The sequence below is a fragment of the uncultured Tenacibaculum sp. genome, from assembly GCF_947494125.1.
Lineage (GTDB): Bacteria > Bacteroidota > Bacteroidia > Flavobacteriales > Flavobacteriaceae > Polaribacter.
Genome location: NZ_CANLTU010000003.1, coordinates 115,830 through 129,315 on the forward strand (window position 1 = coordinate 115,830; position 13,486 = coordinate 129,315).

Here is a 13,486-nt window from a genome sequence, read left to right on the forward strand (position 1 = left end):
AAACATTTATATTTACATAATTGCATAATGATTAATCCGTTAAATGAAAGGAACCTCTAATAAATTTTTAATTCTTGCCCTACTACTTGGAGTTACTTTCCATGGGACTGCTATTTTTTTTACTCTAGAAACTACTTATGATGCATTAATACATTTGTTTTTTGCTGAACATTATGCTGGCAGCTGGTTTGAACCTTGGAATTACAAATGGTACACAGGCTTTACCGTTATGAGTTATCCGCCATTAGTTCATCAATCTATGGCTGCTTTATCTTTAATTGGCGGGTTAAAATTCGGGTTATTTACGCTTGCAATAATTAGCGTGATTCTTTTTATAACAGGAGTTTATCGATTTTCCTATTTAATTACTTCTAACAAAAAAGCAGCGGGTTATGCTTGTATTTTAGCTGTGTTTTCATCTTCTTTTGTTGAAACACTCCATATTTTTGGGCAATTACCAAGTATTATCGGAATTTCCGTACTAATGCACTCATTACCGGAAATTTATCAATGGCTAAAAACGGGAAAATATAGATATTTAATTACGTCTTTATCTTTAATTTCTGTTACTGTTACCTCTCATCATGTTACTCCCATTTTTGGAATGATTTTTTTCATTTTTCCTTTAATAGGTATGGTCGTTATGGATGCTTGTAGAGAACGAGTGGAAACATCGAAAGAAATAACTTTTAAGCTTTTTTTAAAAGTATTTATAAAACTATTTAAACGAATAATAAGTTTTGGTTTATTGTCATTAGCTTCCATTATTTGTTGCTTATTACCTTATTGGATTAACTCTAAAAAAAATCCAATAACTCAAGTTCCGATTCCACATGGATCAAGAGATAATTTTTTAGAAATAACATCTTCTGGTTTAGTATTTTTCACAATTCCTTGGGGGATTTTACTTTTTATTTTACCCTATATATTTTACCGTTATTATAGTAAACGTTACTTATTTTTTGGTATTTCTATTACTATGTTAACTATATTAGGAACTGGAGGAACTACCCCTGTTCCTAAATTAATGCTTGGAGAGAATGCTTTTAATATTCTTACGCTAGATCGATTTACTTTATGGGCTTCTATAATGTCTTTACCTATTTTTGGGGAATTTGCATATCGATTTGTTGAGGGCGATTTAAAAAAGCTTATTCAACAAAAATACGGTCCTGTTTATCATAGGTTTATTGGTGGAATTTTAGCTAGTTTATTTATCCTAACTACTGTTTTTACTATGAGTTTAGGTTATTTTAGACCTTCTCAGCCTCAAAAAATTAAGATGTTGCCCATTATTAATTTTTTAAATCAAGATCAACATGATCAATGGCGCTATTTAACCTTAGGTTTTGGCGATCAAATGGCATGGTTAGGTGCACAAACAAAAGCCTTAACTGTTGATGGAAATTATCATTCTGCAAGGCGTTTACCTGAACTAACAACAAGACCTATTGAACGCTTAGAGAATTCTAAATTTAAAGGAGTTGCTGGAATTGGTTCTTTGCAACAGTTTTTAACAACACCTGCTAAATATAATTTGAAATATATTTTTTCGAATGATAAGTTTTATGACCCTATTTTATATTTCTGTGGGTGGCAACGTTTGCCTCAATTAGAAAATGGGATTATGGTATGGGAACGCCTTAACATTCCTCCAATGTCTTCTATTCTTCCTAAAGAAGATGTAGCTACTTGGCAAAAAATTTTATGGGGAATTGTTCCTTTTTTAACGTTTATCATTGCGTTATTTGTTAATACACAATCTCTAATTATTAAATATCTAAACCCTAAAAAGTATATTACTTCTGATTATTTAAAATTTAAAAATAATTATAGTAAGTTCTCTAATAACCTTTTACGGGCATCTCACATTTGGGCTATCATTTTAACCTTTATATTACTTTATAGCTACTACTTATTCCATATTAAAAACGATACACAACGATCTCCAGAAAATGTTATTGCTGCTTATTACGATCATTTAGACTTTAAAAGGTTTGAAAAAGCACATCAGCTTATTAACCCTAAAAGAAATATTGCTATTTCTCAATATATGCTAGAGATATCTGTAACTGATGGTTTACTAAGTTCCTACGCGAAACTGGATGCTTTAAAAACCACAGTTCTTAAACAAACAGATAGTTTAGTTACTTTGAAAGTTAATACAAAATGGGTCACACCCTTAGAAAAAATTAATTTAACCGATTATAAAACTGCTATTAAATTAAAAGGTAAATGGTATTTAGAACCTGAGCCAATTGATTTAGACTTGCCTCCAGACCAATTATATTCTAATAATAAAACAGCTTATTTTAATCAAGGAAGAAAAAGAATTACTACAGAACAAACACACCATGAGGATATTTTAAAGCAACCTGTTTTAGAGATTGTTGAAGCTAAATTAGTAAAATACAAGAATCAATATTCAATTATTGGAGAAGTTCAAAATATAGATAATGTTCCTGCTGATGTAGTTTTAAAGGGTACGTTGTATAACGACGATAATAAAGAACTTGCTATATATGATGCCAAATATCATATGAAACATAAACTTATGCCAAAAGAAACTACTTCTTTTAGAATTGATTTTGAAGGAATTGCTTGGACTAAAATACACGATTCAATTCCAAAAACATTCAACCCAGATGAGTTTACACCTATAGAGTTGAGTGAACAGCCTACAAAATTTAATATACAAGCTGCTGGAAATGTTTCTAATTCTGATTTGTATAAAAATATTGTTTTAAGTGATGTAGCTTTAAATGGTAAAAAAATTAGTGGTAGTTTATTTAATAGCGGTATACAAGAAATTACTGTACCTCAATTAATCTTTACTTATTATAATGAAAACAAAGACATTCTTTGGGTAGATCATATGTTTTTAGACAAAGGGGTAAGACAGCAAAGAAAACAGTATTTTCAATATAAATTGTTAGATAATTCTAACATAGAAATTATTAGTAACGATATGGATTATTGTTATGTAAATGGATTACCTAACAAAGATATTTCTGACGAAATAGTCCCTAATAGAATTGAAAAACATATAGTTAATGAACTACAAAAAATAGACCATCCCATTTTTAGTTTTGTTAAAATAGAAATGAATATTTATATTGGAAATCCTAAATAATGCATATAAAATATACATACTTATTATTAATTAGCTTTTTTATACTTTCATCAACAATTGACCAAGAAAATATAGAAGAGACTATTGTATTAAAAACGAATACAAAAGTTTTTACCGCTGGTAATGAAATTTCATTAGTTTTTTCCGGAACACAAAATGATTCTATTAAGTTATATAGTTCTAACAGCTATGGTAGTACCATACTTAAATCTAACAGAGTAAATAATAATGAAATTCAATATACATTTCCCAAATATATTAGTAATAAAACAGGAGTTGTAAATTGGAAACTTCTAGTAAATGAAAAACCTCTTTTTGGAAATTTCACTATCCTTCCTAAAGAACAACCTATTACCTTAGAAACGTATTTAGGACCACCTAGTATAGAAGCTGGAGGAAAAGATTTTGCAATGTTTGTGGTAATACCAGCCGATGAACTAGACAACCCTGTTAAAACAAATACAGAAGTAAAAATTCAACACCAGTTTTTAGCTTCAGAAAGAAAGAAACAAGTACTTACCAAAAATCTAATTGCTTATAGAAATATATATTCACCTACAAAAAGTGGCAGAATATTGTTATCATCAAATTGTTTGGGACTTGATTCAAAAGAATATAACTTAAATGTTATGCCTGCTATTTCGGTAAATTTTGAAATTTTTGCAGATCGACATCATGAATATGCTGATGGAAATCAAATTACAACTTTTACTACTTCTATTTTAAAAGATTCATACGGTAATATTATAAGTGATGGTAGTTTTGTTGAATTTTTTATAACCAATACTAACGGAAATATTTTAAAAACTACTGGTACTACTATTAATGGAATTGCAACTGCTAAAATGATACATCCTGATCATGAAGAAAATTGGTCTGTAAAAGCCTATGTAGTTGGAATATCGGAAAGCAAAATATTAAAACTTAAATATAAAAAAATAATTCATGATTTTAATGTTACTTTTTCTAAAAATAATAGAGAAATACTAGTTGGTCCTTTAAAAAGCTTTATGGGGCAAATGATCCCTGATGGATTAGAAGTACGATTAGAAATTTATAAAAACGGTATAATACTCAACCAATATTTAAAAGAATCTCGAGAAGGTTATGTCAACTTTTTATTAAATAAAAATATATTTACTAATGGAATATATACTATTCATATTAAAACTGCTGGTATAACAGAAAAATTTAAAGATAAAAAGCTATGGTAAAAATTGACATGAATATTATACGAAGTCTTATAATTCTATCGTATACACTTATCATTTCTGTACTTATATTTCTTATAAGTTCTTCTTTTAGTTATTTAAATACTGGTGCAGATAGAAGTAAATTACTACACACTGAAGTAAGAAAACTAGATCAATACCTACCAAAAACAATTTGGAAAACAGATGGGAACGAAGGTAGATTTGTTGATTCTCAAACACTAGGAGAAGTTGAGAATGATTATTTAGATGCTTGGTATGTTAGGCATGTAGCTTATAAAACCAATAAGACTATTGGTATTGACGATTACTATACTGATAATGCTAGAAAAAACATAATTCATTTTATAGAGCAACATAAAAAAGATAATATTTCAATAGAATCTACAACTATTGAGCACCATCCAGACATCTTGTTTTTTAGTGAAGATGGTCAACTAATTGTGCTACAGGATAAAAATGTTATTGAGTATAAAAAGCTGTATGAAAAAAATAAGTTAATCTCTGAAATTACAGAAGTTTCAACTTATAAAATGATTTTATTATTAGAAGATGGTTTTTGGAGAATTCGTCATTTGGTTAAAGAAAACACAACAGTACTTGAAGAGAAGAACACTAGAGATACCATAAATTCATTAAAAATCAAAGGAATAAACTATTACCCTCAAGCAACTCCATGGGATATGTTTGGAAGTAAATTTGATATAAAAATAATAAAAAAGGACTTTGAAATTATTAAGAGTGCTGGTTTAAATACTATTAGAATTTTTATTCCATACGAAGACTTTGGAAAAGCAAAAGTGAAAGAGGATAAATTAAAAAAACTTAAACTAGTTTTAGATAGTGCTGAAAATGATAATATTGATGTAATTGTTACTTTATTTGATTTTTATGGAAATTATGACGTACTAGATTGGACGTTAAATCACAGGCATATTGAAAAAATAGTTACTGAATTTAAAAACCATAAAGCAATTTTAGCTTGGGACGTTAAAAACGAACCGAATTTAGATTTTAAATCTAGAGGAAAAGAAAACGTAATTGCATGGTTAAAAAGCATGGTTTCGTTAATTAAATCTATAGATACTAAACACCCAATTACTATTGGTTGGTCTGATGCTGATAGTGCGCCAATTTTACAAGAAAACATCGATTTTGTTTCATTTCATTATTATAAAGAATTAAATAATTTTGAAAATGAATTTATAGCTTTAAAAGAAAAAATAATAAATAAACCTATTGTACTTGGTGAGTTTGGAGTTTCTTCTTATGGTGGATTTTGGAAACCTTTTAGTGGTTCTGAAAAAAAACAAGCTTTATATTTTAAGAAAATGCAAGAAGTGTTAAAAAAACATAAAATTCCTTTTATATCATGGACTTTATATGACTTTAATAAAATTCCTGCTTCTGTTGTAGGGAAACGTCCTTGGAGAGTATATCCTCAGAAGAAATTTGGTTTTATAAATAAAGATGGCTTAAAAAAACCATCTTTTGCACATATATCAGAATAACATGTTTGCTATTCTTTTAAACAATTAAATCTCTAACGTATAGTTCTTTTTTAGACAAAATTGATTCAAATTCTTTCATATAAATATCTGTGATTTTCTCCATTGGAAATGCTGTTGCTGCTTTATAATTAGCTTTACCCAAAGCAACTCTGTATAAATCATTAGTTACAATCATTTTTATAGCATTAGCTAAGCTTTCTACATTTTCAGGGATAAAAAACTCACCTAAATATCCTTCATCTTTTACTAACGAAGCTAAATCACCTAAATCTGGCATTACAACTGCTTTACCATAGCTACCTGCCTGGTGTAAAACTCCTGAACTTCCTGTTGTAGATGTATATGGAAATACGACCACGGCGCTATCGTTAAAAATACCTTCTACATCTTCTTCTTCAACATATCCGGTAAAAGTTAATTGTGGTACATGTTCGTATTGATTTTTAACTCCTTCTAAATAACCTGGAACATTTGGGTTATCTGTACCAGCTATCACTATTTCTAAATTTAATCCTGTACTTTTTCTTACCTCAACCACAGCCTCAATCATTTTTTCTACTTTTTTGTAGGTTCCAAATTTACCGAAAGTCATAATTTTTAGAGCTACTTCTGGTAATTCATAAGATGGTTTTTGAGCTACTTCAAAAGTTCCGTGCGGTATATTCATTACATTGTTTGTAGCATATTTTGATTCTAAAATATCAACATATTTTTTCATAGTCACTGCAACTGTATCCGCTTTTAAAATTAACTTTGTAAGCGTTTTTCCTATATAATTATAAGTTACTTGTAAAAATTTGTTTGAAGTAAAACCTGCGCTTTCTAAATCTACTTGTTCTAAAATATTGTGCAATAAAACTATCGTTGGTATTTTTTTAATTCTACATATCCAAGGAAGACATAAACCTAAAGCTGCTGCTATTTTTTTATCTCCAAATTTCATAAACTGCAAATTAAACAGAATAGCATCTGGCTTCGTTTTATTAATTGCTTTTACTACCGAAAATACGTTAGCATAACTATTAAAACTCCAACATTCTTTTACAGTTATTTTGCATCCTTTTTCTGTAAAATTTAAATCTTTTTCTACTGGTGTTTTATCTGTTAATAAAATTAACTCTGTTATTTTATCTTTCTGACGAAAACTTTTAACTAAATGATAAGCATACTCATTTAAAGTCACTTTACTTGGTGGGTACGAAGTTACAATAGCTAATTTCATCTTAATTCAATTTTTAGTTATAACGTAAATTTGGTTTTAAAAAAATAGAATTAATGGCTTTTCCAGTTTAAATACCATTAAGTGTAGATAAAAGGAAAAAAAGCTTAGATATTCTGCTTATTTATAATTCCTTTCTTATTTTCTAATAAAAAGAAAAATAATTGAACAACTAATAGCAACAACATTGCTATAATTTGCACATGAACTACTTGCTCTAATGTTTTATGAAAAAGTACAACTAATACAATTTGTAACATTCCAAATAACCCAGATAGTACAACAGGAATGTATTTTTCTAATGATAAATAATAGTAAGCAAATATATTAGACAAGGCAAAAACACCTGTTGCTAATGCATATTTCCATAATAGTGGAGTAACACTTAAATAATCGCTTCCAAACAATAACTGAATAATACTTCTTGGAAATAGAAAACATGCAAAAATAATTACAGCAGAAATTATTGAAATATACCCTACATATTTTAATAAAACTGCATGTGTAGGTTTTCCTTCTTTTTTTAATTGAACTACCGTAGGTAACAGCATCATAACAAACATCCAAGCTATAAAGTAGACTACTCTTCCTATTAATGCTAAAGATGCATACAAACCTGCTTCATAAGCTTCAAAATAATGCTTTACTAATAGTATATCACTATTATTAATAATTATTTGTGTTAACTCATAAAAGGCAGTAATTACAAAGAAATTACGTACTAGTTTTTTCTGAGAATCATCAAGGGCTATTATATTAGAAAGAGATATTTTTTTTAATTTATATGGAAACAATCCAAAAATAAATGAACATAAAATTCCTATTGCAATTATTACTGAAGATTCTATATTGAGTACATATAATAAACCTAAAGTAATTAACAATCGACTAATCATTTCTATTTGATAAGTTATTGCTAACGAATTAAATAATTTTTTCCCCTGAAAAACCCCTCTATTAATACTCATCATAAAATAAAAAGGAACTCCTATTCCAAAAATAACAAACATATTACTTGTTTTTGTTTTGAAAAAGCTTTGTAATTCTGAAGAAAAAACAACTATTAGTATTCCTAAAATAATTCCTACAATACAGGCACCTTTAAAAACTTTTGAAATAAACGAGTCAAAAGCTGCTCCTTCAAAAACTATAGAAAACTTAGCTGTTACTAATTGAAATGTCATTGCTATAAAAGAAAGTACTAGTAAAAAAGTAATCATAATTGCAGCGTCAGCAAACATTTCTGGCCCTAGTATTCTACCTAATAAAAGATTATATAAATAATTTCCTCCATTTACAAAAAGAGCACTTATCATAAATAAATGCTCTTGGGAAATTTTAATTTTAACTTTTTTTGATAAAACAATCATCATTATATGTTCTTTTAATCTTATTAAGCAACACCTACTTTATCAAAATGATCGTAAATGTCTTTACATCCGTAACCTATTGTTGAGAATTTTTTTCGCTTTTTTAAAGCCATAGCCATTAATGTTTTTATTGCATCTAAACCAGCCGTATCAATTTCTTTAACCTTATCTATATTAATAGTTATGCTTTTACTTTGTGAAATATAATGTTCAAAATGAATAATAAAAGATCTTACTGTAGAACAGTTAATTCTTCCGTTTAAATAAAATATCCCTTTCTTTTCTAAAATTTGTAAAGCCATAATAAAAAAAATTAAATGGTTAATAATGAAACAAATATCTTTCTTATATTTAAAACAAAAATATAATTATCGCTGAAAGGTAACTTCCTTTCGATGAATGGTTAAAAACGAATGCTTAAATTGCATTTATAAAAAAAAGTTATGATTTTAAAAAAAGTCCCCTACCTCATACTTCTTTTAATTAGTATTTCTGTGACTTCACAAAATATGAAAGAAGGTTTTTCTTATCTAGAAACAGGAAGATACAAACAAGCTGAAACTTTTTTTAAAGAAATTTTAAAAGAACATTCCACAAATAAAACAGCGAGACTCTGTTATGGTAGAGCTGTTGGATTAAATGGAGATCCTAAAAAAGCCAAAAGTATTTTCTTGAACTTATTAAAAGATTATGAGAATGACTTTGAGGTAAAATTAAATTATGGTGAATCTTTACTTTGGAATAAAAGTTTTTTGGAAGCCAAATCTTATTATAAAAAATTAGTTGATGAAGATTCTAAAAGCTTTCCTGCTCTTTTAGGCTATGCTAATACTTTATCGAATTTAAAAGAATACAAAAATGCTATTATCTATATAAACAAAGCTTTGGCTGTATCACCTGGTAACCCCAACGCTTTAACTTCAAAGAAATATATTTATTTAGGATATGCATATCAACAACAACAGGAACAAAATTATATTGAATCTGAAGCTATTTTAAAAGAGAACTTAACTTTTTTTAAAAATGATGAACAAACTTTATTCAATTTGGCGAATCTATATTTGATTTCAAATCAATTAGAAAAAGCTAAAAGTATTTATTCACAATTAGAAAAAAAAGGACAAAGCAAACTCGCAGCTTTAAATGGTTTATCACTAGTGTCTCATCTTAATGGAAAAGAAAGTGATGCTCTAAAAATAAGCGAGCAAGCCTATAGTTCTTTGTCTGATAGTTTAAAACCTAATTTAATACGGCAAACAACAGAGCGTCATATTCAAGCTTTAATTTGGAATAAGAAATATAAGAAAGCTGAAATATTAATTAATGATTTAATAAAAAAACATTCTAATAAAAATTGGGTTTTGTCTTTAAGAGCAACTCTTAATATCTATAAAAGTAATTTTAAAAAAAGTATTTCTGATTATAATTCGATTTTAAAAAATGACAGTTCTTCTTTTGATGGAAATCTTGGAAAAGCAAATGCGTTAAAAGCTTTAAGTAATTATGATGATGCATATAAAAGTGCTGAAAACACCTTGTTTTTTTATAAAAATCAAAAAGATGCTACTAATTTTATTAAAAATTTAGATAAAAGTTTCACTCCTTTCTTAGATACTAAAGCCTCATACTCTTTTGATAATGGCGATAATGAAGCATTTTCTTATACCGCGAATACTGAGTTTCCTTTTTCTACTAGGTTTAAACTTTTAGGAAATTATAATTTTAGAACTACAAAAAATACAATTAGTAATATCAAAGCCACTTCTAATAACTTTTCAGTTGGTATATCATATGATTTATTAAGGAATTTAAATTTTAAAGGAATTGTTGGAATTTCTTCATCCAAAGCAGAAACAAATAGTTACAATCAAATATTAGGCGATATTTCTTTTAATCTCAAACCTTTTAAACTCCAAAACTTAAAAATAGGTTATAAAAGAGAAATTCAAAATTTTAATGCTGAATTAATAAATAGAGAAATTGTACTCAATAATTTTTATGCAAATTATAGTTTAAACACAAACTTTAAACTTGGTTTCTTTTCACAGTATTTTTACACTACTCAGAGTGATTCCAATTCTAGAAATTTACTTTTTGCTTCTTTATATTATACTATTTTAGACAAACCTTCTATTAAAGCTGGTGTTAATTATCAAAATATATCATTTGAAAACCAAGTACCTGCTATATATTTTAGTCCAAGTAAATTTAATGCTTATGAAATTTTTATAAATATTATAAGAGACGAAGTTGTTATTAAAAACAATGAATGGTTTTATGAATTAACTGCAGCTACTGGTTTTCAATTTATAGAAAACGATGCTAAACAAAGTACTTATAGAATTCAAGCAAAGTTAGGTTACAAATTGTCAGATCGTAGCTTATTAAATTTATTTGCTTCTCAGAGTAACATTGCTTCAGCAACTGCATCAGGTTTTACCTTTACCGAAATTGGACTGCGTTTTAAATGGTTATTATTTAAGAAACCTTTATTCAAGAAAAAAGAGCAAAAGAATTAACTTTTGCTCTTAATAGTTCTAAATTTTAAGGGGAATAATCACTTAATATTTTTTTAAGGAGATTAATTTATAAGTAATTTTAAAGAACTATATTTTTTTGTATCACTTACTATTCTACAGATATACATTCCCGACATTAAATCTTTTCTTCCAATTGGAATTAAATTTTTTCCTACTTCAGTACTATAATTAGTTTTATATACTAATTGCCCTAAATAGTTATATATATTTACTTTAACTTCTTCGTTTTGTTCTGCCATAAAAGATATATTTCCTGAAGTACTTATTGGGTTTGGTAATGCTAACACCTTATTATTTATAGTTATAGCATCCTCAAATTGTTCTGATTTCAATCCAAAAGCTACATCATTTACTTGCATTTCAAACGGAACATATGTACTATAATCTCCTTGCAATGAAAAAACTATTGTTTTTACGTCTGTAATTTCTACTGACTTACCACTTTTATCAAGAAAATCGTTAAAAGAAATACTATATTCTTTCTCACTATCATTTGCCGGTATTGTAATTCTTAAACGGTTATCCCAATCTGTTAATCCTTCCTGTACTAATATAACTTCTACTTCTTTTGTATTTTGAATTTTAAACTGGATTGATTCGTAATTCGATACATCTAATGTTTGATCTCCAGCAAGCACATGTCTAAATAAATTAATAGTCCCTTTTACTTGTCCACTTACCATTGGCTCTCTTTCTATTTGATGAATATCTTCGCTATAATCTTCATCATTATTTTCAATAGTAAAAGAGCTTACATTTACGTTCTCTTCTAGATAATCAATTCCCCATGGTCCATCTGCTAAATACAATGCATCTTGTTGTTTTGATAAACTAGTACTTAATGAAAAACCAACATCAAATAATTGACCTGTAGGAATTACAACTTCATCTTTCCATGTTCCTTTTAAATTAATTATTTCCGACATATTTGTTTTATCTGATACTTCTGTTTTTGATAAAACTGCTTCAAAATTCATAGAACTTGCCTTAACTTTATTAACGATATTTAAATGTAAATTTCCATTTCTATAATATCCTGAACTAACAAATACTGGAGGTACTACATCGTCTAGTGAGGCACTATTTAAAGGCTTTATTTCTGTGAATGTATCTAAGATATGATTACTCAACGTGAACACTTGTGAAAAAGAACTTCCCCATACTTGAAAGTTATAATAATCTCCACTAGGATATTGTTCTATATTCCAAAAGCTATATAATTCATTTGCTGCATCACCTAATTTAACTGAAAAACCTAAAGTATATTCTATTTCTCCAGTTGCTCTTTTTATTTTAGAGCTTATTACTTGATGCCCTCTAACCGTTACTGTTCTAATATCTTCTAAAACTGAATTATTTAATCTGTCGCATATTTCTTTTGAATGATCATAAACTTCTCCTTTTGTAGCTGTTGCTAAAACTGCAGATATTCTTTCTTCACCGTTATATAAATCAACCGAAAATATTTCTTTTGCATTTGTTATACCTAATAAATCTTTAGGTGTAGAAACATATGCTTTTTCCGAACCATACATTCCCGTTTCTGGTAAAAAAGCTTCAATGCTTGATGGGTTTACTCCTTTTGATAATAGTACAGCTTCCTTTTTATATCTTTTTTGTAACTCTTTCTTATTAAGAAAATTACCATTTTTCTTACGTTTAAAATTTCTTTGAGCAATTAAACTTGCTAATTTACCATTACTTTCTAAGCCTCCATCAAATGCTGATGTTACATTTGAAGCACTAGATACGTCTGCAAAATTTGTAGATGTTATTGCTGAATATGGATTTGCTGTTACATAAAAAACGGCATCGTTAAAATCATTATCACAAGAACTATAATCTCTTCTAATATCTTCAAAACCTAAAATAATTCTTTCATTATCTGGATCATTTAATAATACATTGTGGTGTCTTAAATTCTCATCTGCTTCAGGGTTATAATCAGGGTTTGAATATACTTTCCAATGACCATTTTTAACGGTACTTGTACTTGAACTCCAAGCGTTCGCTAATAAAACCCAACCAATTCCGGTTCCTGCAGGAAAAGTTCCTATTTTTACTTTATCTCCTACCTGAAGTCCTCCTCCGCTTCCTAATGCTGATGCATTTGGAAATATAATTGTTATGTCTTCTACCGCTGGTGCTGTTGGTGATGGGTTGTTTACATCATATGTATAAAAACCTAATACATTTCTATATCCTGCTCCTTCACTTACAAAGGTTACCCAAATATCTGCTGTTTCACTAAGTGCCAAATCTGTATCATAACCAGAAGATATATAATGTGGATTATAATCTGGAACTGGATAACTTTCTGGAATTGAATTACTAATCATTTCCAATGTTTCTACTGATACATTATCTCCTGGACTTTCTAAATAAAGTGGTGTTCCATTTGATGTATATTCACCTAAGTACTGGTAGTTTTGTGCATAGGTATTTGCCGTTGTTATTATAATTAATAATGTAAGTAATACTCTTCTCATAGTATTTAAGTTT

General features: G+C 28.0%; 8 protein-coding genes. 4 read left to right on the forward strand and 4 right to left on the reverse strand.

Going from position 1 to position 13,486, the window contains the following annotated elements:
• The first annotated feature begins 43 nt into the window (after positions 1-43).
• Genes Q0881_RS07405 through Q0881_RS07415 form a run of 3 tightly spaced genes read left to right on the forward strand, consistent with a single transcriptional unit; the run spans position 44 to position 5,855 of the window.
• Positions 44-3,133: a hypothetical protein gene (locus Q0881_RS07405; RefSeq protein WP_299158383.1), complete on the forward strand. Its 3,090-nt coding sequence runs from the start codon at positions 44-46 to the stop codon at positions 3,131-3,133.
• On the forward strand, positions 3,133-4,347 hold the full coding sequence (locus Q0881_RS07410; protein ID WP_299158386.1) for a hypothetical protein: 1,215 nt from the start codon (positions 3,133-3,135) through the stop codon (positions 4,345-4,347). The genes Q0881_RS07405 and Q0881_RS07410 overlap by 1 nt, the downstream gene beginning before the upstream one ends.
• Positions 4,341-5,855, forward strand: coding sequence for a glycoside hydrolase family 2 TIM barrel-domain containing protein (locus Q0881_RS07415; protein WP_299158388.1), 1,515 nt, complete (start codon positions 4,341-4,343; stop codon positions 5,853-5,855). The genes Q0881_RS07410 and Q0881_RS07415 overlap by 7 nt, the downstream gene beginning before the upstream one ends.
• 16 nt (positions 5,856-5,871) lie before the next feature.
• Here the strand turns inward: Q0881_RS07415 and Q0881_RS07420 are convergent, their stop codons facing one another.
• From Q0881_RS07420 to Q0881_RS07430, 3 genes are all read right to left on the reverse strand, one after another.
• On the reverse strand, positions 5,872-7,077 hold the full coding sequence (locus tag Q0881_RS07420) for a glycosyltransferase (RefSeq protein WP_299158390.1): 1,206 nt from the start codon (positions 7,075-7,077) through the stop codon (positions 5,872-5,874).
• Between the two features lie 104 nt (positions 7,078-7,181).
• On the reverse strand, positions 7,182-8,444 hold the full coding sequence (locus tag Q0881_RS07425) for an oligosaccharide flippase family protein (RefSeq protein WP_299158938.1): 1,263 nt from the start codon (positions 8,442-8,444) through the stop codon (positions 7,182-7,184).
• A gap of 23 nt (positions 8,445-8,467) precedes the next feature.
• Entirely contained in the window at positions 8,468-8,746 is a 279-nt protein-coding gene (locus Q0881_RS07430; RefSeq protein ID WP_299158393.1) for an STAS domain-containing protein, read from the reverse strand.
• A 141-nt stretch (positions 8,747-8,887) separates the two neighbouring features.
• Here Q0881_RS07430 and Q0881_RS07435 point away from each other — a divergent pair, with 141 nt between their 5' ends.
• Positions 8,888-10,963 carry a hypothetical protein gene (locus Q0881_RS07435; protein WP_299158395.1) on the forward strand — a complete coding sequence of 692 codons (2,076 nt, stop codon included), beginning with the start codon at positions 8,888-8,890 and terminating at the stop codon, positions 10,961-10,963.
• Between the two features lie 62 nt (positions 10,964-11,025).
• Here Q0881_RS07435 and Q0881_RS07440 read toward each other — a convergent pair whose 3' ends face one another.
• Entirely contained in the window at positions 11,026-13,473 is a 2,448-nt protein-coding gene (locus Q0881_RS07440; RefSeq protein WP_299158397.1) for a DUF4114 domain-containing protein, read from the reverse strand.
• Positions 13,474-13,486 lie beyond the last annotated feature (13 nt).